This window comes from Lederbergia sp. B243.17 (genome assembly GCF_057657925.1).
This window is the reverse complement of the sequence record NZ_JBWBKF010000029.1, coordinates 62,545-87,002: the sequence shown is the minus strand read 5'-3', so window position 1 is coordinate 87,002 and position 24,458 is coordinate 62,545. Positions and strand designations below refer to the sequence as shown.

At 47.8% G+C, this 24,458-nt stretch carries 24 protein-coding genes and 2 other annotated features; all 24 genes read left to right on the top strand.

Translation table 11 applies throughout. The features are described from left to right. The first annotated feature begins 360 nt into the window (after nucleotides 1-360). The 24 genes from AC0TWI_RS04715 to fusA all read left to right on the top strand — a co-directional run bounded on the left by AC0TWI_RS04715 (nucleotide 361) and on the right by fusA (nucleotide 24,405). Nucleotides 361-1,455 carry a PIN/TRAM domain-containing protein gene (locus AC0TWI_RS04715; protein ID WP_488125185.1) on the top strand — a complete coding sequence of 365 codons (1,095 nt, stop codon included), beginning with the start codon at nucleotides 361-363 and terminating at the stop codon, nucleotides 1,453-1,455. Nucleotides 1,456-1,473: 18 nt separating this feature from the next. Then, a complete protein-coding gene (gene ispD / locus AC0TWI_RS04710) occupies nucleotides 1,474-2,160 on the top strand; it encodes a 2-C-methyl-D-erythritol 4-phosphate cytidylyltransferase (protein ID WP_488125184.1) in 687 nt (228 codons plus the stop codon). 22 nt (nucleotides 2,161-2,182) lie between these two features. Continuing rightward, complete coding sequence (ispF, locus tag AC0TWI_RS04705) at nucleotides 2,183-2,674, top strand: 2-C-methyl-D-erythritol 2,4-cyclodiphosphate synthase (protein ID WP_488125183.1); 492 nt, start codon at nucleotides 2,183-2,185, stop codon at nucleotides 2,672-2,674. A gap of 58 nt (nucleotides 2,675-2,732) precedes the next feature. Next, nucleotides 2,733-4,193: a glutamate--tRNA ligase gene (gltX, locus tag AC0TWI_RS04700; RefSeq protein WP_488125182.1), complete on the top strand. Its 1,461-nt coding sequence runs from the start codon at nucleotides 2,733-2,735 to the stop codon at nucleotides 4,191-4,193. Nucleotides 4,194-4,222: 29 nt separating this feature from the next. Continuing rightward, nucleotides 4,223-4,461, top strand: a binding site (T-box leader). A 46-nt stretch (nucleotides 4,462-4,507) separates the two neighbouring features. Continuing rightward, entirely contained in the window at nucleotides 4,508-5,173 is a 666-nt protein-coding gene (epsC, locus tag AC0TWI_RS04695) for a serine O-acetyltransferase EpsC (protein ID WP_488125181.1), read from the top strand. Next, complete coding sequence (gene cysS / locus AC0TWI_RS04690; protein ID WP_488125180.1) at nucleotides 5,154-6,551, top strand: cysteine--tRNA ligase; 1,398 nt, start codon at nucleotides 5,154-5,156, stop codon at nucleotides 6,549-6,551. The genes epsC and cysS overlap by 20 nt, the downstream gene beginning before the upstream one ends. 3 nt (nucleotides 6,552-6,554) lie before the next feature. Next, nucleotides 6,555-6,980: a Mini-ribonuclease 3 gene (locus AC0TWI_RS04685; RefSeq protein WP_488125179.1), complete on the top strand. Its 426-nt coding sequence runs from the start codon at nucleotides 6,555-6,557 to the stop codon at nucleotides 6,978-6,980. Next, on the top strand, nucleotides 6,977-7,720 hold the full coding sequence (gene rlmB, locus AC0TWI_RS04680) for a 23S rRNA (guanosine(2251)-2'-O)-methyltransferase RlmB (protein WP_488125178.1): 744 nt from the start codon (nucleotides 6,977-6,979) through the stop codon (nucleotides 7,718-7,720). Before AC0TWI_RS04685 ends, rlmB begins: the two co-directional genes overlap by 4 nt. 4 nt (nucleotides 7,721-7,724) lie before the next feature. Continuing rightward, a complete protein-coding gene (locus AC0TWI_RS04675) occupies nucleotides 7,725-8,234 on the top strand; it encodes an NYN domain-containing protein (RefSeq protein ID WP_488125177.1) in 510 nt (169 codons plus the stop codon). Between the two features lie 71 nt (nucleotides 8,235-8,305). After that, nucleotides 8,306-8,956, top strand: coding sequence for an RNA polymerase sporulation sigma factor SigH (gene sigH, locus AC0TWI_RS04670; RefSeq protein ID WP_488125176.1), 651 nt, complete (start codon nucleotides 8,306-8,308; stop codon nucleotides 8,954-8,956). A 69-nt stretch (nucleotides 8,957-9,025) separates the two neighbouring features. Further along, entirely contained in the window at nucleotides 9,026-9,175 is a 150-nt protein-coding gene (gene rpmG, locus AC0TWI_RS04665; protein WP_488125175.1) for a 50S ribosomal protein L33, read from the top strand. 47 nt (nucleotides 9,176-9,222) lie between these two features. Beyond that, a complete protein-coding gene (gene secE, locus AC0TWI_RS04660) occupies nucleotides 9,223-9,405 on the top strand; it encodes a preprotein translocase subunit SecE (RefSeq protein WP_488125174.1) in 183 nt (60 codons plus the stop codon). A 203-nt stretch (nucleotides 9,406-9,608) separates the two neighbouring features. After that, a complete protein-coding gene (gene nusG / locus AC0TWI_RS04655) occupies nucleotides 9,609-10,142 on the top strand; it encodes a transcription termination/antitermination protein NusG (protein ID WP_488125173.1) in 534 nt (177 codons plus the stop codon). 158 nt (nucleotides 10,143-10,300) lie between these two features. Next, nucleotides 10,301-10,726, top strand: a complete 426-nt coding sequence (gene rplK, locus AC0TWI_RS04650) for a 50S ribosomal protein L11 (RefSeq protein ID WP_488125172.1) — start codon at nucleotides 10,301-10,303, stop codon at nucleotides 10,724-10,726. A gap of 147 nt (nucleotides 10,727-10,873) precedes the next feature. Continuing rightward, a complete protein-coding gene (rplA, locus tag AC0TWI_RS04645) occupies nucleotides 10,874-11,575 on the top strand; it encodes a 50S ribosomal protein L1 (RefSeq protein ID WP_488125171.1) in 702 nt (233 codons plus the stop codon). Between the two features lie 39 nt (nucleotides 11,576-11,614). Beyond that, nucleotides 11,615-11,755: a sequence feature (ribosomal protein L10 leader region), on the top strand. 34 nt (nucleotides 11,756-11,789) lie between these two features. Beyond that, the gene (gene rplJ / locus AC0TWI_RS04640) at nucleotides 11,790-12,290 is read left to right on the top strand and encodes a 50S ribosomal protein L10 (RefSeq protein ID WP_488125170.1); all 501 of its coding nucleotides are present in this window, start codon (nucleotides 11,790-11,792) and stop codon (nucleotides 12,288-12,290) included. Nucleotides 12,291-12,359: 69 nt separating this feature from the next. Then, nucleotides 12,360-12,725 (top strand): 50S ribosomal protein L7/L12, encoded by a 366-nt coding sequence (gene rplL / locus AC0TWI_RS04635; protein ID WP_488125169.1) that lies wholly within the window; start codon nucleotides 12,360-12,362, stop codon nucleotides 12,723-12,725. 82 nt (nucleotides 12,726-12,807) lie between these two features. Next, nucleotides 12,808-13,407, top strand: a complete 600-nt coding sequence (locus AC0TWI_RS04630; protein WP_488125168.1) for a class I SAM-dependent methyltransferase — start codon at nucleotides 12,808-12,810, stop codon at nucleotides 13,405-13,407. Between the two features lie 249 nt (nucleotides 13,408-13,656). Next, nucleotides 13,657-17,211 (top strand): DNA-directed RNA polymerase subunit beta, encoded by a 3,555-nt coding sequence (gene rpoB, locus AC0TWI_RS04625; RefSeq protein ID WP_488125167.1) that lies wholly within the window; start codon nucleotides 13,657-13,659, stop codon nucleotides 17,209-17,211. Nucleotides 17,212-17,271: 60 nt separating this feature from the next. Further along, a complete protein-coding gene (gene rpoC / locus AC0TWI_RS04620) occupies nucleotides 17,272-20,862 on the top strand; it encodes a DNA-directed RNA polymerase subunit beta' (protein WP_488125166.1) in 3,591 nt (1,196 codons plus the stop codon). 136 nt (nucleotides 20,863-20,998) lie between these two features. Further along, entirely contained in the window at nucleotides 20,999-21,247 is a 249-nt protein-coding gene (locus tag AC0TWI_RS04615; protein WP_488125165.1) for a 50S ribosomal protein L7ae-like protein, read from the top strand. Between the two features lie 100 nt (nucleotides 21,248-21,347). Beyond that, entirely contained in the window at nucleotides 21,348-21,767 is a 420-nt protein-coding gene (rpsL, locus tag AC0TWI_RS04610; protein ID WP_488125164.1) for a 30S ribosomal protein S12, read from the top strand. A 43-nt stretch (nucleotides 21,768-21,810) separates the two neighbouring features. Continuing rightward, nucleotides 21,811-22,281, top strand: coding sequence for a 30S ribosomal protein S7 (rpsG, locus tag AC0TWI_RS04605; protein WP_488125163.1), 471 nt, complete (start codon nucleotides 21,811-21,813; stop codon nucleotides 22,279-22,281). Between the two features lie 45 nt (nucleotides 22,282-22,326). Next, nucleotides 22,327-24,405, top strand: a complete 2,079-nt coding sequence (fusA, locus tag AC0TWI_RS04600; RefSeq protein ID WP_488125162.1) for an elongation factor G — start codon at nucleotides 22,327-22,329, stop codon at nucleotides 24,403-24,405. Nucleotides 24,406-24,458 lie beyond the last annotated feature (53 nt).

Genomic DNA, 24,458 nt, shown 5'->3' with positions numbered 1-24,458 from the left:
GGGGAAGACGGATGGCGCGTTGCCATCCGAGATTAATCGCGTCATCCGAGAATAACATGCCTATCTGAGAATAAGACGTCGCTATCCGAGAATAACAGGTCCTTTGCGGGAAAGCCTGCCGCCCATATTGGAATCACGTTCCCCCTTAAGAAAGAACCGGTGTCCCCTTAAGGAAAATTTTGGGCGCCGTTCTCCCTGTACCTGTCCGTTGACATCAGGGTAGGTAGTTGCTACCCTTCATAACAAGGGAAAATAGATCCCTTTTTGAAGTGGCAGACGGAAATTCGAAAAATATTTGATTGTTGCACGTTTTAAAGTCGGTTTATTGTTTATAATTACTAAAAGGAGGTGGAGGGGTGCATGTTAAAACGAATTGTACAAGCATGCGTCTTGCTGCTGGGAGGGACGCTCGGAATCTTTTTAATACCGGAGCTGCTCAAGGTGGCAGGGCTTGAAGGAAATGCCTTGATTAATAATCCGTATATTGCTGCTCTTTCAGGCGCTATTATATTTTATCTTATTACTTTTTGGGCAGTTGATTACATTGTTAATGCGGTAAAATGGTTGGAAGATAAGTTGGTGAAGGCTCCGATCACAGATATCTTGTTCGGCAGTCTCGGTCTCACGTTCGGACTGATTGTCGCTTTTCTGGCAGGTTTGGCGATCAATCAGATTGAGATCCCGATTGTCAATACAGTTGTCCCGATCTTCTTGACGCTTCTGCTCGGCTATCTCGGGTTTCAAGTAGGTTTTAAGAAGAGAGATGAATTGATTAGTCTCTTCTCTATTAACCGGGCTGGGAAAAAACGAAACCACGAGGATGCAGAAGAGGCTGAAAAACCGGCAAAAAGCTTGAAAATCCTTGATACGAGTGTCATCATAGATGGTAGAATTGCAGACATTTGCCAGACAGGTTTTTTGGACGGCGTCATTATGATCCCGATGTTCGTGTTGGAGGAACTTCAGCACATCGCAGATTCTTCGGATGCACTGAAGCGGAACCGCGGCAGAAGAGGGCTTGATATCCTCAACCGGATCCAGAAGGAGATCGATATTGAAGTCCAAATGTACGAGGGCGACTTTGAAGATGTCCAGGAAGTCGATTCGAAGCTTGTGAAGCTTGCCAAGCTGCTGAACGGCATTGTTGTAACGAATGATTATAATTTAAATAAAGTATGCGAGTTCCAAAAGGTTTCTGTACTGAATGTAAACGACCTCGCCAATGCGGTTAAGCCGATTGTGCTGCCTGGAGAAGAATTGAATGTCCAGGTGATCAAAGACGGCAAAGAATACAATCAAGGCGTCGCCTATCTTGATGATGGTACGATGATTGTTGTCGAAGAGGGTAGAAATTACATTGGAAAGCGGATTGATGTAGTCGTAACGAGCGTGCTTCAGACATCTGCAGGCAGGATGATTTTTGCCAAACCGAAACTTTTGGAAAAAGCTTTATAAGAGACAGGGGATTGAAAGATGGAGTACCAGGTGATCATTCCTGCAGCGGGATCAGGCAAACGGATGAAGGCAGGCCACAATAAGTTGTTTTTAAAATTGGATGGTCAGCCCGTCATTCTCCATACGCTTGAGGTTTTCGGCGCAGATCCTGCCTGCCGGAAGATTGTCCTTGTCATCCAGCCGGATGAGAAGTCCTATTTTCTTGAGATGCTTGCCGATCAGCCCTATTATTCGAAAATCCAAATGGCTGAAGGCGGCGAGGAAAGGCAGTATAGTGTATACAATGGGCTGAAGGCCGCCGATCATGAGGGGATTGTCCTTGTCCATGACGGGGCAAGGCCTTTCATTGACCGAGATACGATCAGGAGACTTTCGGAAGCGGCCGGACAGGAAGGCGCGGCCATTGCAGCTGTACCTGTAAAAGATACGATCAAAAGAATAAACGATCTGACGGTTGTCGAAACGGTTGAGCGATCCAGCTTGTGGCAGATTCAAACTCCACAGGCTTTTCGTTTTCCTGTATTATGGAAAGCGCATGAATGGGCAAATGAGGAGGCGTTTCTCGGCACGGACGAATCGTCGCTCGTTGAGAAGCTGGGGCAGCCGGTCAAAGTAATTGAGAGTCATTATGACAATATTAAATTGACTACCCCCGAAGATCTGTATTTTGCCGAAGCGATTTTGAAAAAACGGCGGAATAAGTAATGGACCGGATAGGAGAGTTCGTATGTTAAGAATTGGACAGGGATTTGATGTTCATATGTTTGCGGATGATCGCCCTCTGATTATCGGCGGTATTGAAATTCCGCATGAAAAAGGATTGATCGGCCACTCTGATGCAGATGTGCTGCTGCATACGATTGCCGATGCCTGCCTTGGCGCGATTGGAGAAGGAGATATCGGACGCCACTTTCCAGATACAGATCCCGAATACAAAGACGCGGACTCGGCAGTTTTGCTGCAGCGTGTTTGGGAAATCGTTGCGGAAAAGGGCTATGAGCTTGGAAATCTAGACTGTACCATCATGGCCCAGAGGCCGAAGATGGCTCCTCATATCGAGAAGATGAGAGAACGGATAGCTGCCCTTCTCGGCACGGAAGCAGAAAAGATTAATGTAAAGGCGACAACAACAGAGAAGCTCGGTTTTGTCGGACGCGAAGAAGGGATTGCCTCCCAGGCTGTTGTTCTGCTGCAAAAAAGCGGCGGCAGCAACCTTTAACAGCGATTGAAATTGTTGTAAAATAAATGAATGGAATTGAATTTTAGGAGGGCCAAACATGTCAAACGACATCCGGGTGCGCTATGCCCCAAGTCCGACTGGACATTTACATATCGGCAACGCCCGTACTGCACTTTTTAACTACTTGTTCGCCCGCAGCCAGGGCGGCACATTTGTGATACGGATTGAGGATACAGATCAGAAAAGAAACATTGAAGGCGGCGAGGAAAGCCAGCTTACTTACTTGAAGTGGCTCGGAATGGACTGGGACGAAAGCATTGACAAGGACGGAGGCTACGGCCCGTACCGCCAGTCAGAGAGAAATGACATTTACCGCAGCTATTATGAAGATTTAATTAAAAGAGGTCTTGCCTATAAATGCTATTGCACCGAAGAGGAGCTGGAAGCAGAGCGCGAGGCACAGTCTGCAAAGGGACAAATGCCGAGATATTCCGGCAAATGCAGCTGCCTCACAGACGAGGAGCGGGCAAGCCTGGAAGCGGAAGGACGCAAGCCGAGCATCCGTTTTAAAGTACCTGCAGGAAAAGTATATGCATTCAAGGACATGGTGAAGGACGAAGTATCCTTTGAATCCGATGGGATAGGGGACTTTGTCATTGTGAAAAAGGACGGCATTCCGACATACAATTTCGCAGTGGCCATCGATGATCATTTAATGAAAATCAGCCATGTTCTCCGCGGAGACGACCATATCTCCAACACGCCAAAGCAGCTGATGATCTATGAAGCGTTCGGCTGGGAGCCGCCGCTGTTCGGACACATGACGCTGATCGTTAATGAAAGCCGGAAGAAGCTCAGCAAGCGGGACGAGTCGATCATCCAGTTTATCGAGCAATATGCCGATCTTGGTTATCTTCCGGAAGCACTTTTCAATTTCATCGCATTACTTGGGTGGTCTCCGCAGGGCGAAGAAGAAATTTTCTCAAAAGAAGAGTTCATCAAGATTTTTGATGCTGCGCGGTTGTCCAAATCACCAGCGTTATTCGACAAACAGAAACTGTTGTGGATGAACAACCAATATGTGAAGAAGCTCAGTCTTGAAGAAGTGGTTGACCTGGCGATGCCTCACCTGGTGAAGGCCGGACGCCTGCCTGAAAAGATGGATGCGGATCAGGAGGAATGGGCCCGGAAGCTCATCGCCCTCTATCAGGATCAAATGAGTTACGGTGCTGAAATTGTCGAGCTTTCGAGTCTGTTCTTTACGGATGAAATCGAGTATGATGAAGAGGCAAAGGCAATCCTTGCAGAAGAGCAGGTACCGGAAGTGCTCCGTGCCTTCAGAAGTGAGATGGCCGGCCTGGAGCCATTTGAACCGGCGGGCATCAAGCAGTCGATCAAAGCAGTACAGAAATCGACTGGTGCAAAAGGCAAAAAGCTGTTCATGCCGATCCGTGTTGCTGCTACAGGCCAGACACATGGACCTGAATTGCCGGATGCGATTGCGCTTTTGGGCAAAGATAAAATTGACCGCCGTCTGGAAAAATTATTGAACAACTGATCGTGAAATAAATAATATAGTATCGATAAGAAAGAACGTGGAAGAGGAGAAGTAAAGAGGCAATGCCCATTCAGAGAGGACCGTCGTCGGCTGAGAGCGGTCCGGGCCCCTTGCCGCTTGAAATGCACCTCGGAGTCTGAATTCGGAAAGGTTTCATCAAGAGGCCAAGTAGGGATCAGCGGCGCCTTGCCGTTAACAAGGGAGAGGGGGATAGGCTTATAAAAGGCCAATCCAACCAGAGTGGAACCGCGCATAAAGCGTCTCTGATTTTCAGAGGCGTTTTATTTTTTTATGGGGAAAGGAGCCATCATGTGATGTTTAAGCGGATGAAAGAGGATATCGCCACTGTTTTTGACCAGGATCCCGCTGCCCGAAATAGCTTTGAAGTCATTTTAACGTACTCGGGGCTTCATGCAATTTGGGCTCACCGGGTTGCCCACTTTTTGTATAAACGCCGGCTGTTTTTCCTTGCCAGGGTGATTTCTCAAATCAACCGCTTTTTTACCGGCATTGAAATCCACCCGGGTGCGAAAATCGGGCGCCGATTTTTTATTGACCATGGGATGGGCGTAGTCATCGGTGAAACATGTGAGATCGGCGACAATGTGACCGTCTATCAGGGAGTGACCCTCGGGGGGACGGGAAAGGAAAAAGGGAAGCGTCATCCGACGATTGAAGATTATGCGCTTGTTGCGACGGGTGCGAAGGTGCTTGGAAACATTACGATCGGAGCTTACTCCAAAGTAGGCGCCGGTTCTGTCGTCTTGAAGGATGTTCCGCCAAACTCGACAGTTGTCGGCATTCCGGGACGTGTCGTTATAAAGGACGGAGAGAAGGTCAATCGGGATCTGGACCACAGCCTGCCAGATCCGATTTCCGATCGATGTTCAGAGATGGAAAAAGAAATAAGTCGTTTGCAGTCTGAATTGGAAAGACTGAAGATGAAAGGAGCAAAGGAAAATGAGCATTGTAATCTATAACACGCTGACACGTAAAAAGGAAGAATTCATCCCGCTTGAGCCTGGGAAAGTAAAAATGTATGTATGCGGGCCTACCGTGTACAACTACATTCACATTGGGAATGCCCGCCCGGCAATTGTTTTTGATACGGTCCGGCGCTATTTGGAATATCGGGGCTTTGATGTGAACTATGTATCGAATTTCACTGACGTTGATGATAAATTGATCCGTGCTGCTAAGGAAATCGGCTCTGATGTACCGACGATTGCAGATCGGTTCATTCAGGCGTTTTTCGAAGATGTCGGTGCACTCGGCTGCAAACCTGCGGACGTCCATCCACGCGTCATGGATAACATCGGGACGATCGTCGATTTTATCCAGGTCTTGGTCGATAAAGGCTATGCGTACGAATCAGGCGGAGATGTTTATTTCAGGACGAGAGGCTTCGACGGCTATGGAAAGCTGTCCCATCAGTCGATCGATGACTTGAAAGTGGGCGCACGCATCCAGGCTGGTGAAAAGAAGGAAGATGCGCTCGACTTCACTCTTTGGAAGGGTGCAAAAGAAGGGGAAATCTCTTGGGAAAGTCCATGGGGCAGCGGCAGGCCAGGTTGGCATATCGAGTGCTCTGCGATGGCAAGGAAGTATTTGGGCGACACGATTGATATCCATGCAGGCGGTCAGGATTTGACCTTCCCGCATCACGAAAATGAAATCGCACAGTCGGAAGCGGCAACCGGGAAGGAATTTGCCCGCTATTGGATGCACAACGGCTATATCAATATTGACAACGAAAAAATGTCGAAGTCCCTCGGCAATTTTGTTCTTGTGCACGACATCATCAAAACGCATGACCCGCAAGTACTGCGCTTCTTCATGCTGTCAGTGCATTACCGCAACCCGATCAACTATTCCGAGGAGCTGCTAGCCAATGCAGGGGCTGGTCTTGAGCGGTTGCGGACGGCGTATGAGAATGTCCGCTACCGGCTGGAGGCGAGTGCAGACCTGCCGGAAGATCACAGCGAGTGGCTGGAAAAGATTGACGCACACCGCGTTTCCTTTATTAAAGAAATGGATGATGATTTCAATACGGCGGTCGGCATTTCTGTGCTCTTTGAGCTTGCGAAGGATGCAAACTTGTATTTGCGCGAGCCGAATACGTCCCTGTCCGTTCTTACCGCATTCAAGAATCTGTTTGAGGAACTGTTCCCTGTACTCGGCTTGAGCCTGGAGGCAGAGGCGATTCTTGACGAGGAGATTGAGGAACTAATCGAGCAGCGGCTGCAAGCGAGGAAGGACCGTAATTTCAGCCTGGCAGACAGCATCCGCGACCGTCTGAAAGAGATGAACATCATCCTTGAGGACACGCCGCAGGGCACCAGATGGAAGAGGGGATGAAAGATGCTGGACATCCGGACGAAGCAAGTCGATTATAAACAGCTGAACAGTCTGGCACTCGCCTATATGGGCGATTCGGTCTATGACCTTTACATCCGTCATCACCTTCTCCAGACGGGAAGGACAAAGCCCCACCGTCTGCATCTGGAAGCGACAAAGTATGTTTCCGCTAAAGCACAGGCGGCCACCCTGAAAACGATGATTGACGAGGGGTTTTTGACGGACGAGGAATTGGCAGTCATGAAGCGGGGCAGGAATGCGAAATCGGCAACGGTTCCGAAAAACACAGACGTCCAGACCTACCGGCACAGCACGGCGTTTGAAGCGGTTATCGGCTGGACGTATCTGGCATCGGATCAGGAGAGGCTGGAGACCATTGTGGAAAAAGCGATTCACATAGTGGAAAACAAGAAGGGAGATACACCATGAGCGAGGAATGGATTGCTGGCAAAAACCCCGTGATTGAAGCGTTGAAATCGGATCGGGACATCAATAAGATTTGGATTGCTGAAGGCTCGCAGAAAGGCCAGATGCAGGTGGTCATTGGCCTGGCCAAAAAGCGGAAAATTTTAGTGCAGTATGTGCCAAAACAGAAAATTGACGGAATGACAAAGGAAAACCATCAGGGTGTGATCGCGCAGGTGGCGGCTTACCAGTATGCTGAAGTGGATGATCTGCTCGCACTTGCTGAAAAAAGGGGCGAGGATCCGTTCCTGCTCATCCTGGACGAGCTGGAGGACCCGCACAACCTTGGGTCGATTCTACGGACTGCCGATGCAGCAGGTGTCCACGGAATCATCATTCCAAAACACCGGTCGGTCGGATTGACGTCAACTGTGGCCAAGCTTTCGACAGGCGCAATCGAATACATTCCCGTCGCCAGAGTGACCAACATCGCAAGAACGATGGATGAACTCAAGGAGCGGGGCATCTGGATATTCGGAACCGATGCAAAAGGGAGCGGCGATTACCGATCCATGGATGCTACTCTGCCGCTGGCCCTTGTCATCGGAAGTGAAGGCAAAGGGATGGGACGCCTCATTAAAGAGAAGTGCGACTTCCTGATCCATTTGCCAATGTCAGGCCATGTCACTTCGCTGAATGCATCAGTTGCAGCTGCCCTTCTGATCTATGAGGTTTACCGCAAACGCCATCCTTTAGAGGGCTGATGAGATGGATATCCTCATCGTGGATGGCTACAACATGATCGGGGCATGGCCTGAGCTTGCCAGGCTGAAAAACAAGGACCTGGCAGCCGCACGCGATCGCTTGATTGAAATGATGGCCGAGTATCAAGGGTACACCGGTTATAAAGTGATTGTAGTATTCGATGCTTATGAAGTGAAAGGGATCGAGAAAAAGCATCGGAATCATAAAGTGGATATTATTTTTACAAAAGCCGAGGAAACAGCGGACGAAAGAATTGAGAAGCTCGCATCAGAACTGAGCAACAGAAGAACACAAATTCATGTAGCCACATCGGATTATACGGAGCAATGGGCGATTTTTGGACAAGGAGCGCTGAGAATATCAGCGCGGGAGCTTTTGATTGAATTGGAAACAGTGGAGAAAAAAATAGAGGGTAGACTGGAAAAAACGAAGACCAGCACGCCCTCTTCCAAAATTCCACTGAGCAAGGAAGTGGCGGAAGTGTTCGAAAGATGGCGCCGCGGAGAAAAATGACATGTTGACGCTAGAAAATTCTGTCATGTATAATTATTTTATATATGGTTTTATAGGGCGGGGGGAATGAAGTGGTCTCTGAAATCAGATTAGAGAAGGATGTCAGTTACGACTCGTTACATGATGAGCAATTGATTGAGCTGGTTCAAAGCGGGGAAAGCGAAGCGCTGGATTATTTAATTAGAAAATACCGCAACTTTGTTCGTGCAAAAGCCCGTTCCTACTTTCTGATCGGTGCGGATAGGGAGGATATTGTCCAAGAGGGAATGATTGGACTGTACAAGGCCATCCGCGATTTTAAAGAAGACAAGCTTACGACCTTCAAAGCGTTTGCTGAACTTTGCATTACGAGACAGATCATTACCGCAATCAAAACAGCCACCCGGCAAAAGCATATTCCGCTCAATTCTTATGTATCATTGGACAAGCCCATTTATGATGAGGATTCTGATCGTACCCTCATGGATGTTATTTCAGGTGCAAAAATGATGGATCCGGAAGAACTGCTGCTCAACAGGGAAAAGTACAGCAGCATTGAAGGAAAGATGATCGAGCTGCTGAGCGATCTGGAGAGAAGAGTGCTCGCCCTTTATCTGGACGGCTGCACGTACCAGGAAATTTCCTTTGAGCTCAACCGGCATGTAAAATCCATCGACAACGCCCTCCAGAGGGTGAAGCGCAAGCTGGAACGCTACTTGGAATTCAAAGAGCTCAGCCACTGAAGGCTTGTTGACAGTTTAGGACTAACGTGGTATTTTTTATAGGATATTCATCATAAGCGGGTGCATGTAATGAAACGAAAATATACACTGGCCTGTGCAGTTTGCGGCACGCGGAACTACACGGCGGAACAAAACAAAGAAAGCACAGCCGCGCGTCTTGAAATTAAGAAATTCTGCAAACGCTGCAATGCCCACACAGTTCATAAGGCAACAATTTAGCCCAAGTCTTTCACTATAAATCGATTTATTTTGCTGGAGGTAAGATCATGTCAAGCTTAACCCAATTCTTTCGCAATGTAGGTTCGGAAATGCGAAAAGTCAGCTGGCCGAAGCGGAAAGAGCTCACCGGCTATACCATCACTGTTATTGTGACCGTAACAATTCTTGCGATTTTCTTTGCTGCCATTGACCAGATCATTTCCAAGGTTGTCCGCCTGCTAATCGGATAATCGATTTCCATCATTTTACCCGTATATTTGTATAATATGCACGCAGACATGGTATAATAACGTTAAATAAAGAAGTTCTTTTTAAAGCCCGTTTCACGGGTTTTTTCATTTGCAAAAGATCCGATGCCCCCGTTTGCAAGCGGACAGGCTAGAGGAGAACGAATAGAGATTGAAAGGGAGGGAAGGACGCACAGTCCAAGAAAATGGAGAAGAATTGGTATGTCGTTCACACGTATTCCGGTTATGAGAACAAAGTGAAGACGAACTTGGAGAAACGTGTAGAAACGATGGGGATGCAAGACAAGATCTTCCGTGTCATCGTTCCAGAAGAAGAGGAAACAGATATCAAGAACGGCAAAAAGAAAATCGTGAAGCGGAAGGTGTTCCCGGGCTATGTATTGGTGGAACTCATTATGACCGATGATTCCTGGTATGTTGTCCGCAATACGCCTGGGGTAACAGGCTTTGTCGGTTCAGCCGGATCAGGCTCAAAGCCGACACCGCTGCTGCCGGAAGAGGCCGAATTCATCCTGAAGAAGATGGGGATGGAAGAGAGGCGCTTTGAGTTCTCCTTCGAAGCGGGAGAATCCGTTACGGTCAAAGAAGGGCCATTCGCCAACTTTGAAGGCAAGATCGAAGATGTGGATCAGGACAAAGGCAAGGTGCGCGTGCTTGTAAACATGTTCGGCCGTGAGACGCCTGTTGAACTTGATTTCACCCAAATTGATAAATTATAGCCGTAAACAGCTTGAATTTCATAAAAATAAGTGTTAAAATCTTTTAGGTCAGTATGTCTCAACTAGATAAACTGCAAATGTTATGATTTTATTTTGATAAGATGAGTGGGAGGGTGAAAGCCCTATTACCACATCACGGACTTAAGGAGGTGTGTCTCGTGGCTAAAAAAGTAATCAAACTCGTTAAATTGCAAATTCCTGCCGGCAAAGCGAACCCGGCTCCACCAGTAGGACCGGCGCTTGGACAAGCTGGTGTTAATATCATGGGATTCTGTAAGGAGTTCAACGCCCGCACTGCAGATCAGGCAGGCTTGATCATCCCTGTAGAGATTACGGTATTTGAAGACCGTTCATTTACATTCATCACTAAAACTCCGCCTGCAGCAGTTCTTTTGAAGAAAGCAGCTGGCATTGAGTCTGGTTCCGGCGAACCGAATAAGAACAAAGTTGCAGTAGTGAAGCGTGATAAAGTACGTGAAATTGCTGAAACAAAAATGCCTGACCTTAATGCTGCAAACGTTGAAGCAGCTATGCTTATGGTTGAGGGCACTGCGCGCAGCATGGGCATCACGATCGAAGACTGATCCCCTGTGCTTTGATGCAGAGCTTGTTTAAGGAAGGCTGCGATGCTGGCTCATGTTAAGCGCGGTAGCAAAGCGCTTATGGCTTCATCGCAGCCTTTAAACGTGGGAGGTTATTCCGCTAAAACCACAATATAGGAGGAAATTAAAATGGCTAAACAAGGTAAAAAGTATCTTGAAGCATTGAAGCTTGTTGACCGCTCCAAAGCATATTCGGTCAACGAAGCGATTGAACTTGTTAAGAAAACAAATTTCACTAAATTCGACGCAACTGTAGAAGCTGCTTTCCGTCTTGGCGTTGACCCGAAGAAAGCTGACCAACAGCTTCGCGGGGCAGTTGTCCTTCCAAACGGAACAGGTAAAACTCAGCGCGTTTTGGTATTCGCTAAAGGCGAAAAACTAAAAGAAGCAGAAGCTGCCGGTGCTGATTATGTAGGCGATGCAGAATACATCAATAAAATCAACCAAGGTTGGTTCGAGTTTGATGTAATCGTAGCAACACCTGACATGATGGGCGAGGTCGGTAAATTGGGCCGTACATTGGGACCAAAAGGCTTGATGCCGAACCCTAAAACAGGCACAGTTACTTTCGACGTAGCAAAAGCAGTCAATGAAATCAAAGCAGGTAAAATCGAATACCGTGTTGACAAAGCGGGTATCATCCACGTTCCTGTCGGCAAAGTATCTTTCGAAGACGAAAAGCTTGCTGAAAACTTCGCGACTATTTTTGACACTCTATTGAAAGTAAAACCTGCAACTGCAAAAGGCACATACATGAAGAGCGTAACGCTGACTTCAACAATGGGCCCTGGCGTGAAAGTAGATCCATCTACTGTCGCTGAAAAAAAATAATTTGACTTCGTTTCTCCATTCTGCTAGAATAGAGACGTTGAAAATTTAACATTTGTACCGTAGACAGCAGGTGCGCTAAGCTTAATTTCCTGCCGAGGTCATTGCGATAGATATCAATCTTCTGATGATTGACGCATAAACCTCCATGTCTTTTGATAATGGAGGTTTTTATTTGCGGGTATGAATGGATCTTTGGATTTGGGAGGTGTAACGAATGAGTGCAGTAATCGAACAAAAGAAACAAATCGTTGATGAGATTTCTGAGAAACTGAAAAACAGCGCCACAACAGTAGTTGTTGACTACCGCGGCCTGAACGTTGCAGAAGTAACAGAACTCCGCAAACAGCTTCGCGAAGCTGGCATCGAATTCAAAGTCTACAAAAACTCCATGTCAAGACGCGCTGCTGAAGCAGCTGATCTTGCTGGACTAAATGAGTCTTTGACAGGACCGAACGCCATTGCATTCAGTAATGAAGACGTAGTAGCTCCTGCAAAAATTCTTAACGACTTTGCAAAGAAACACGAAGCGCTTGAAATCAAAGCGGGTGTGATCGAAGGCAATATTGCTTCTGTTGAGGACATCAAAGCTCTTGCAGAACTTCCTTCACGCGAAGGCTTGCTTTCCATGCTGCTTAGCGTTCTTCAAGCTCCAATCCGCAACTTGGCACTTGCTACCAAAGCGGTTGCAGACCAAAAAGAAGAACAAGGCGCATAAGGTATCGAAAAGAATGCGGCTGATTCCAGTCGCATACTAAAATTAAACAAAATAATGGAGGATCTACTCATGACTAAAGAACAAATTATCGATGCTGTCAAAGAGATGACAGTACTTGAACTTAATGATCTTGTTAAAGCAATCGAAGAAGAATTTGGCGTAACTGCAGCTGCTCCTGTAGCAGTAGCTGGCGGCGCAGGTGCTGCTGACGCTGCAGCAGAACAAACTGAATTTGACGTGATCCTTGCTAACGCAGGCGCACAAAAAATCAAAGTCATCAAAGTTGTTCGCGAAATCACAGGCCTTGGCTTGAAAGAAGCGAAAGACCTTGTAGACAACGCTCCAAAGCCGCTTAAAGAAGGCGTAGCTAAAGAAGAAGCTGAAGAAATCAAAGCGAAACTTGAAGAAGTTGGAGCTGGCGTTGAAGTTAAGTAATCACTTTTTAGAGAAAAAGCTCGCTGCTGGCGGGCTTTTTTTCGCTGTCTAGTATGCCTGCCGTGCGAAGGAGGATGCAGAATTGGCTGACCATTATTACTCTCGCAATCCGGAAGTGAAAAGCGATCCAATATATTGGGACGCAGAATTGCGGGGCAAACGGCTGAAATTCAAAACGGATCAGGGGGTCTTTTCCAAAAAGGAGATTGACTTTGGGTCCAGGTTCCTGCTTGATATGTTTGAGAGCCCTGCATTGTCCGGCCCGATATTGGATGCTGGCTGCGGTTACGGTCCGATCGGCCTGACGCTGGCAAAAGAAAGTCCCGACCGTATGATCCATATGATCGACGTCAACTCAAGGGCATTGGAGCTGACTCGGGAAAATGCAGACTTAAACGAAATCGGGAATGTAAAGATCTATGAAAGTGACCGTCTTGAGTCGGTTGAGGAAAATGGATTCGCGGCAATTTTGACGAACCCGCCGATTCGCGCCGGAAAACAGGTTGTCCACGATATATTGAGTCAAAGCTGGAATCGGCTTGCAGCAGGCGGCGAGTTATGGGTCGTCATCCAGAAAAAGCAGGGGGCTCCTTCCGCAAAGGCGAAGCTTGAGGAATTGTTCGAATCTGTGGAAACAGCCGGAAAGAACAAAGGATATTATGTTTTTAGGGCGAAAAAGTAGTTGACTATAATATGTCCTTGTGGTAGCATTGTAAAATGCAAATATAATGTTTTCCGAATAGCCATCTTATGGTGTAATTAGATGTATACGGACTGGTTAATATGGGAAAGATTATACAATATGTTCGTCATGTGAAATTGTGGTTTTCGAAGCAAAACCCTTTTTCTTTTTGTCTGATGATATTGTATCCGGCTGGCATGCCAGATAAGGATGCCATCATTAAAACGCATGATTTGAGGGGTGAATCAGTTGACAGGTCAACTAGTTCAGTATGGACGGCACCGTCAGCGCAGAAGTTTCGCGCGCATTAGTGAAGTATTGGAGCTGCCAAACCTTATCGAAATCCAAACTTCTTCTTACCAATGGTTTCTTGATGAGGGTTTAAAGGAAATGTTCCAGGATATCTCCCCAATTGAAGATTTCGCAGGAAATCTTTCATTGGAATTTATTGATTATAGTCTCGGCGAACCTAAATATTCTGTGGATGAATCTAAAGAGCGTGATGCAACCTATTCCGCTCCTCTTCGTGTTAAACTCCGGCTTGTGAACAAGGAGACAGGCGAAGTGAAAGACCAGGATGTTTTCATGGGTGATTTCCCGCTGATGACCGAAATGGGAACATTTATCATTAACGGCGCCGAGCGGGTTATCGTATCCCAGCTTGTCAGATCTCCAAGCGTTTATTATAGCGGAAAGCTAGATAAAAACGGGAGAAAAGGATTCACAGCCACTGTTATTCCTAACAGGGGTGCTTGGCTTGAATATGAGACAGACGCCAAAGATGTGGTCTATGTACGTATTGACCGCACAAGAAAGCTGCCGGTAACGGTTCTTTTGCGTGCCCTTGGTTTCGGCTCTGATCAAGAAATCATCGAATTAATCGGAGATAATGAATATCTTCGAAACACGTTGGAAAAAGACAACACTGAAAGTATCGAAAAAGCATTGCTTGAGATATACGAACGGCTGCGTCCAGGCGAGCCGCCGACAGTGGAAAACGCCAAAAGCCTGCTCGTATCCCGCTTTTTTGATCCAAAAAGATACGATCTTGCAAATGTCGGGCGTTATAAAATCAACAAAAAACTTCATATAAAAAACCGCCTTTTCGAACAGAAGCTGGCAGAAACGTTAGCTGATCCTGAAACAGGCGAAATCATTGCGGAAGAAGGGACAATCCTCGACCGCCGCACCCTTGACCGAATCATTCCTTATCTGGAGAACGGCACAGGCTTTAAAACATTCAACAGCCATGGCGGTGTCATGGATGGCGATGTAGTCGTTCAGTCCATTAAAATATATGCCCCGAATGACGATGAAGGCAAAGTCATCAACGTTATCGGCAATGCGTATGTCGAAGAACCGGTGAAAAATATCACGCAGGCTGATATCGTTGCATCCATCAGCTATTTCTTCAACCTGCTCTATGGAGTAGGAGATACAGATGATATCGACCACTTGGGCAACCGTCGTCTCCGTTCGGTTGGTGAATTGCTTCAGAACCAATTCCGCATCGGTCTTTCACGGATGGAGCGTGTCGTTCGTGAACGGATGTCTATCCAGGATATCAATACGATCACGCCGCAGCAGCTGATTAATATTCGTCCGGTTATCGCGTCGATCAAAGAGTTCTTCGGAAGCTCGCAGCTGTCCCAGTTCATGGACCAGACAAATCCGCTCGCAGAACTGACGCATAAACGCCGTCTGTCTGCACTCGGACCTGGTGGATTGACAAGGGAACGCGCAGGAATGGAAGTCCGGGACGTTCACTATTCCCACTATGGACGGATGTGTCCGATCGAAACGCCGGAGGGACCGAATATCGGTTTGATCAACTCCTTGTCCACCTATGCGAAGGTCAATCGTTTTGGCTTCATCGAAACGCCGTACCGGCGGGTGGACCCTGAAACAGGGCTTGTCACTTCCCGCATCGACTATTTGACTGCCGATGAGGAAGACAACTATGTAGTCGCACAGGCAAATGCGCCGCTTTCAGATGAAGGCGCCTTTGTAAACGAAGAGGTCATTTCACGTTTCCGCGGGGAGAACACCGTTGTGAAACGGGAGCGGATCGATTACATGGATGTATCGCCAAAGCAGGTAGTATCTGCGGCAACGGCATGTATCCCGTTCCTCGAAAATGATGACTCCAACCGTGCCCTCATGGGAGCGAACATGCAGCGGCAAGCTGTTCCGCTTATGCAGCCGGAGGCACCTCTTGTCGGAACCGGAATGGAACACGTTTCGGCGAAAGACTCAGGAGCTGCTGTCATCTGCAAGCACGATGGTATTGTTGAGCATGTGGAAGCCCGTGAAGTATGGGTGCGCCGCGTATCCCAGATAGACGGCCAGGAAGTTAAAGGCGATCTGGATAAATACCGGATGCAGAAGTTCATCCGTTCCAACCAGGGAACTTGCTATAACCAAAGGCCGATTGTCAGCGTTGGAGACCGCCTTGTCAAAGGTGAAATCGTCGGTGATGGTCCGTCAATGGATAAAGGCGAATTGGCCCTTGGAAGAAACGTGCTCGTCGCCTTCATGACATGGGAAGGCTACAACTATGAAGATGCGATCATTATGAGCGAGCGCCTCGTGAAGGATGATGTGTACACATCCATTCATATCGAGGAATATGAATCAGAAGCCCGCGATACGAAGCTTGGGCCTGAAGAAATGACAAGGGACATCCCGAACGTCGGTGAAGATGCACTGCGCAATCTCGACGAACGCGGAATCATCCGCATCGGGGCCGAAGTGAAAGACGGCGATCTGCTCGTCGGTAAGGTTACACCTAAGGGTGTAACGGAACTGACAGCTGAAGAGCGTCTCCTTCATGCGATTTTCGGTGAGAAAGCCCGTGAAGTGAGAGACACATCCTTGCGCGTACCTCATGGCGGCGGCGGGATTGTCCTCGACGTGAAAGTGTTCAACCGGGAAGATGGGGATGAGCTTCCTCCGGGAGTCAACCAGCTTGTCCGTGTATATATTGTGCAGAAACGTAAAATTTCAGCCGGGGATAAAATGGCAGGACGCCACGGAAACAAAGGGGTAATTTCCCGTATCCTCCCTGAAGAAGATATGCCGTTCATGCCGGACGGAACACCAGTGGACATCATGTTGAACCCACTCGGCGTACCATCACGGATGAACATCGGTCAGGTGCTCGAGCTCCATCTCGGCATGGCAGCAAGACATCTCGGCCTCCATATGGCTTCACCGGTATTCGACGGAGCCACAGAGGAAGATGTATGGGAAACAATCGAAGAAGCGGGAATGGACCGGGATGCGAAGACCATCTTGTATGATGGACGCACAGGCGAGCCGTTCGACAACCGTGTTTCTGTCGGCATCATGTATATGATCAAGCTGGCGCACATGGTAGACGACAAACTGCACGCCCGTTCTACAGGCCCTTACTCCCTCGTTACGCAGCAGCCGCTCGGCGGGAAAGCCCAGTTCGGCGGACAGCGTTTCGGTGAGATGGAGGTTTGGGCGCTGGAAGCATACGGTGCCGCTTATACATTGCAGGAGATCCTGACCGTCAAATCCGATGATGTTGTCGGCCGGGTTAAAACGTACGAGGCGATCGTCAAAGGCGAGAATGTTCCTGAGCCGGGCGTACCGGAATCGTTTAAAGTTCTTATCAAAGAACTGCAGAGTCTTGGAATGGACGTAAAAATCCTTTCGGGTGATGAGCAGGAAATTGAGATGAGAGATTTGGAAGACGATGAAGATGCGCATCAAGCCGACACATTGAACATTGCACCAGACACGAAAGTCGAAGAAACTGCTGCTTCTCAGGAATAAAGAGTCGCTGAATATAGGCAATAAGGGTAGAACCTGGAGACGAAAAGGGAGGTAGGCCCCTTGCTGGATGTAAACAATTTTGAGTATATGAAAATAGGATTGGCATCACCTGATAAAATCCGTTCTTGGTCTTTTGGTGAAGTGAAAAAGCCGGAAACGATCAACTATCGGACATTGAAGCCTGAAAAAGACGGCCTGTTCTGCGAGCGCATCTTCGGTCCTACAAAGGACTGGGAGTGCCATTGCGGCAAGTATAAGCGGGTCCGCTATAAAGGCGTCGTCTGTGACCGCTGCGGCGTAGAAGTCACACGGGCAAAAGTACGGAGAGAAAGAATGGGGCACATCGAGCTTGCTGCCCCTGTTTCTCACATTTGGTATTTCAAAGGAATTCCGAGCCGGATGGGACTTGTCCTTGATATGTCTCCCCGCGCTCTTGAAGAGATCATCTACTTCGCTTCCTATGTTGTAACAGATGTAGGCGAAACTACATTGGATAAAAAACAGCTTCTTTCAGAAAAAGAATACCGTGCATACCGTGAAAAATACGGCACGAAATTCCAAGCATCGATGGGTGCGGAAGCCATTAAAAAATTGCTCTCCGACATTGATCTTGATAAAGAAGCAGAACAGTTGAAAGAAGAGCTGAAGACAGCTCAGGGTCAGCGGAGAACACGTGCAATCAAGCGCCTGGAAGTCATTGAGGCTTTCCGCCATTCAGGAAACCGTCCTGATTGGATGATTCTTGACGTCCTGCCTGTCATCCCGCCGGAGCTTCGTCCGATGGTTCAGCTTGAAGGCGGCCGTTTTGCGACTTCAGACTTGAATGACCTGTACCGCCGTGTCATCAACCGGAATAATCGCCTGAAGCGCCTGCTTGATCTTGGGGCTCCAAGCATTATCGTCCAAAACGAAAAGCGGATGCTCCAAGAAGCGGTCGATGCTTTGATCGACAATGGCCGCCGGGGCCGTCCGGTTACAGGACCGGGCAACCGTCCGCTAAAATCCCTTTCCCATATGTTGAAAGGGAAGCAGGGCCGTTTCCGCCAAAACCTGCTCGGAAAGCGTGTTGACTATTCAGGCCGTTCCGTTATTGTCGTTGGTCCGAACCTGAAAATGTATCAGTGCGGTCTGCCGAAGGAAATGGCATTGGAACTTTTCAAGCCTTTCGTCATGAAAGAGCTTGTTGAAAAAGGCTTGGCACATAATATTAAGAGTGCAAAAAGAAAAATTGAGCGTGTCCAGCCGGAAGTGTGGGATGTGCTTGAAGATGTAATCAAGGAGCATCCGGTTTTGCTGAACCGTGCCCCTACTCTTCACAGACTGGGTATCCAGGCGTTCGAACCGACACTCGTTGAAGGCCGTGCCATCCGTTTGCATCCGCTCGTATGTACTGCGTACAACGCGGACTTTGACGGTGACCAAATGGCTGTCCACGTACCTTTGTCTGCGGAAGCTCAGGCTGAAGCGCGTCTTTTGATGCTCGCTGCACAGAACATCCTGAACCCGAGAGACGGCAAACCGGTCGTAACTCCTTCCCAGGACATGGTGCTCGGAAACTATTACCTGACACTGGAGCGTGAAGGCGCCACAGGAGAAGGAATGGTATTCAAAGATACGAACGAAGCGTTGCTGGCATACGCAAACGGCTATATCCATCTCCATACACGGATTGCCGTCCATGCCGCTTCCTTGCAAAATGAGCGGTTTACGGATGAGCAGCGGAGACAATTGCTCATTACAACTGCAGGCAAGCTGATCTTCAATGAAATCTTGCCACCTTCCTTCCCGTATATCAACGAACCGACGAATGAGAATCTGGAAGTGAAAACGCCGGACCACTATTTCGTGGATCCGACTACAGATGTTAAAGAGCATATTAAGAATCAGCCATTGATTCAACCATTCAAGAAGAAGATCTTAGGAAACATCATCTCGGAAATCTTCAAACGATTCCACATTACGGAAACGTCTAAGATGCTTGACCGGATGAAGAACCTCGGATTCAAATTTTCAACGAAAGCCGGTATTACCGTAGGTGTTGCGGATATCGTCGTTCTCGCTGAAAAAGAAGATATCCTCAATGACGCCCAAGCGAAGGTAGACAACGTCATGAAGCAATTCAAACGTGGTCTGATCACCGAAGATGAGCGTTATGACCGTGTAATCGCCATCTGGAGTGCAGCGAAGGATGTCATTCAGGGCAAACTGATGCAGAGCTTGAATCGTTTGAACCCGATCTTCATGATGAGTGACTCTGGAGCACGGGGTAACGCATCCAACTTTACGCAGCTTGCCGGTATGCGTGGTCTGATGGCCAACCCGGCCGGACGGATCATTGAACTTCCGATCAAGTCGAGCTTCCGTGAAGGTCTGACCGTATTGGAATACTTTATTTCCACGCACGGTGCCCGTAAAGGTCTTGCAGATACAGCGCTGAAAACAGCCGACTCCGGTTACTTGACAAGGAGACTTGTTGATGTTGCGCAGGATGTTATCATCCGTGAAGATGACTGTGGAACAGACCGCGGTCTTCTGATCGACTCCCTGCGTGACGGAACAGAGATCATTGAGCCTCTAGAAGAGCGTCTGATTGGCCGCTATGCGCGCAAGAAGATCACTCATCCAGAAACAGGGGACGTACTCATTAAAGAGAACGAGCTCATTGATGAGGATAAAGCAAAAGAAATTGTCAATGCAGGCATCGAAGAAGTGTGGATCCGTTCTGCATTTACATGTAATACACGTCATGGCGTCTGCAAAAAATGTTACGGACGCAACCTGGCAACAGGCAATGTAGTCGATGTTGGCGAGGCAGTCGGTATCATCGCTGCCCAGTCGATCGGTGAGCCTGGAACACAGCTGACAATGCGTACATTCCATACAGGCGGAGTTGCGGGGGATGACATCACTCAAGGTCTTCCGCGTATCCAGGAATTGTTCGAAGCGCGGAACCCGAAAGGTCAGGCTGTCATCACTGAAATTACCGGCACCGTCGTTTCGATTTCAGAGGGCAGAGACCGCCAGCACGAAATCGTTGTTCAAAACGAAATCGAGTCCCGGACATACAACGCGCCGTATACGGCACGCCTGAAAGTAGCTGTCAACGAACGAGTTGACCGTGGACAGGAACTGACGGAAGGTTCAATCGATCCGAAGGAACTCCTGAAAGTCCGCGACGTTGCAGCCGTCCAGCAGTACTTGCTTCTTGAAGTACAGAAGGTATACCGGATGCAAGGGGTTGAAATCGGCGACAAGCACGTGGAAGTCATGGTCCGACAAATGCTTCGCAAAGTACGGGTTGTAGATGCAGGAGCTACTGATGTTCTACCGGGCACACTGCTTGATCTGCATCAGTTCACCGATGCGAACGAGAAAGTATTGCTTGAAGGCAAACAGCCTGCGACAGGCCGCCCGGTATTGCTTGGTATCACGAAAGCCTCCCTTGAGACAGATTCCTTCTTGTCTGCTGCTTCCTTCCAGGAAACAACGAGGGTCCTTACCGACGCTGCCATCAAAGGCAAGCGCGATGAGCTTCTCGGCCTGAAGGAAAATGTTATCATCGGAAAACTTGTTCCAGCCGGAACAGGAATGCAGCGCTACAGAAAAGCAGTTTCTGTCATGGCAGGAGAAGATGTCCAGCCAGTAGAATGATTGAGATCGCCGGCAGCAATGCCGGCGAATCTTTTAAAGAAAAATCTTTTTAAATGTTATTGACTTTAAAAATTACAGGTGTTACTATATTCAAGGTGCTCCTATCATTTAACCTGTTTACTTTGGAGGATAGTAAATGTCTTATGATAAAGTGTCACAGGCGGCAAATGTAATCGTAGGAACAAAGCAAACAGTAAGGGCTCTGAAATCGGGCCAAGTGCAGGAAGTTTTTATCGCAGCCGATGCTGATCCGCGAATAACGGATCATATTATCGAGACTGCAATGGAAGCGAACGTCCCTTTAACGAAAGTCGATTCGATGAAGAAGTTGGGGAAAGCATGCGGCATTGATGTCGGCGCAACTGCTGTCGCCATTATCCATTAAAGGTGTTTTTGCAGCAAGAACATGCAAAAACTTGTTTTTTGCCTAAAAAAGAACCACCTGGATGTGTGGGCTTAACAAAAGGACGAAGGGAGGAACAATAATGCCTACAATTAACCAATTAGTGCGCAAACCAAGAAAGTCTAAAGTAACTACTTCTGACTCTCCAGCACTGAACAAAGGCTACAACAGCTTCAAGAAAGTCAACACAAATGTTTCATCTCCACAAAAACGCGGTGTTTGCACTCGTGTGGGTACGATGACTCCGAAGAAACCAAACTCGGCTCTTCGTAAATATGCTCGTGTGCGTTTGACAAACGGAATCGAGGTAACTGCCTACATTCCTGGAATCGGACACAACTTGCAAGAACACAGTGTTGTACTTATCCGCGGCGGCCGTGTAAAGGACTTACCGGGTGTACGTTATCACATCGTTCGTGGTGCGCTTGATACTGCCGGCGTTGACAAACGTGCTCAAAGCCGTTCGAAATACGGTACGAAAAAACCTAAAGTTAAAAAATAATGCAATTTGAATCACTTAATAGTGTTCGAAAGGAGGAAATCCGATGCCAAGAAAAGGACCTGTCGCTAAAAGAGACGTATTGCCAGATCCGATCCACAATTCCAAGCTTGTTACACGCCTGATCAACAAGCTGATGGTAGACGGTAAGAGAGGTAAAGCACAATCCATTCTTTACTCAGCTTTTGATATTATCCAAGAACGTTCAGGTAAAGACCCAATGGAAGTGTTTGACCAAGCATTGAAAAACATCATGCCAGTATTGGAAGTAAGAGCACGCCGTGTCGGTGGTGCGAACTACCAAGTTCCGGTTGAGGTGCGCCCTGAGCGCCGTTCAACACTCGGACTTCGCTGGCTTGTAAACTATGCCCGTCTGCGCGGTGAAAAAACAATGGAAGAGCGCCTTGCATACGAAATTCTCGATGCAGCGAACAACACTGGTGCTTCCGTGAAAAAACGCGAAGATACGCATAAAATGGCTGAAGCAAACAAAGCGTTTGCTCACTATCGCTGGTAATCTTCTACTACAATCTATATTCATCCCAGGAAGGAGAAATACGAAATGCCTAGAGAGTTCTCCTTAGAAAAGACGCGTAACATCGGAATCATGGCTCACATCGACGCCGGTAAAACGACTACGACTGAGCGTATTCTTTTCTATACAGGGCGTATCCATAAAATCGGTGAAACACACGAGGGTGCGTCGCAAATGGACTGGATGGAACAAGAACAGGAACGCGGTATCACAATCACTTCCGCTGCGACAACTGCACAGTGGAAGGGGCACCGTGTTAACATCATCGATACTCCGGGACACGTTGACTTCACCGTTGAAGTTGAACGTTCCCTGCGCGTACTTGATGGTGCTGTAACTGTCCTTGATGCCCAATCCGGTGTTGAGCCGCAAACGGAAACAGTATGGCGCCAAGCTACAACATACGGCGTTCCACGGATCGTATTCGTCAATAAAATGGATAAGATCGGTGCTGACTTCCTTTATTCCGTAAAAACATTGCATGACCGCCTTCAAGCGAATGCACATCCGATCCAATTGCCGATCGGTGCGGAAGATACATTTACAGGAATGGTCGACCTCGTTGAGATGAAAGCTTGGTTCTATGAGAGCGAAGAAGCACTTGACGCTGTTGAAAAAGAAATTCCTGAAGACTTGAAAGACCAAGCTGAAGAGTTGCGCGGCAACTTGATCGAAGCAGTAGCTGACTTCGATGAAGAGTTGATGATGAAGTACCTTGAAGGAGAAGAAATCTCCGTAGAGGAACTGAAAGCAGCAATTCGTAAAGCTACATTGAATGTTGAATTCTTCCCTGTTCTTTGCGGTACTGCGTTTAAGAACAAAGGGGTTCAAAAAGTATTGGATGCAGTTATAGATTACCTGCCTGCACCAACTGACATTGAGTCCATCAAAGGGATTGTTCCTGGTACAGACGAAGAAGTAGCCCGTCATGCTGACGACAGCGAGCCGTTCTCCGCTTTGGCGTTCAAAGTTATGACAGACCCTTATGTGGGACGTTTGACTTTCTTCCGCGTTTATTCCGGAACACTGAACTCCGGTTCTTATGTCCAAAACTCTACAAAAGGCAAACGTGAACGGATCGGCCGGATTCTGCAAATGCACGCAAACCACCGTGAAGAAATCTCAACTGCTTACAGCGGTGACATCGCTGCTGCCGTAGGGTTGAAAGATACATCAACAGGGGACACACTCTGTGATGAAAAGAGCCTTGTTATCCTTGAATCAATGGAATTCCCTGAGCCGGTTATCTCGGTTGCAATCGAGCCTAAATCGAAAGCGGACCAAGATAAAATGGGTACTGCCCTTGCTAAGCTTCAAGAAGAGGATCCGACATTCCGTGCGGAAACAAATCCTGAGACTGGACAAGTTGTTATCTCCGGTATGGGTGAGCTCCACTTGGATATCATCGTAGACCGCATGAAGCGCGAATTTAAAGTTGAAGCCAACGTAGGTGCGCCACAAGTTTCTTACCGTGAAACATTCCGTACAGCTGCTGAGGTTGAAGGTAAATTCGTTCGCCAATCCGGTGGTCGTGGACAATTCGGTCACGTTTGGATCGAATTCTCTCCGAACGAAGAAGGAAAAGGCTTCGAATTCCAAAACGGCATCGTCGGTGGTGTTGTACCACGTGAATACATTCCGGCTGTTCAAGCTGGACTTGAAGATTCCATGGAAAACGGTGTACTTGCCGGCTACCCGCTGATCGATGTAAAGGCAAGATTGTTTGACGGATCTTACCATGACGTCGACTCCAGTGAGATGGCGTTTAAGATCGCAGCATCTATGGCATTGAAAAATGCCGCGAAAAAATGTAATCCTGTTATCCTTGAGCCACTTATGAAGGTTGAAGTTGTTATGCCTGAAGAGTATCTTGGAGATATCATGGGTGACATCACTTCCCGCCGCGGACGCGTTGAGGGCATGGAAGCACGCGGAAACGCACAAGTGGTTAGAGCATTCGTTCCACTTGCTGAAATGTTCGGATATGCGACATCCCTTCGTTCTAATACACAAGGGCGCGGAACTTACTCTATGCAATTCGACCACTATGAAGAAGTGCCGAAATCAATTGCAGAAGAGATTATCAAAAAAAATAGCGGCGAATAATTGATTTTATCGCTGTAATCAAGTATAACTACATGTAGATGTAGATACTGCCG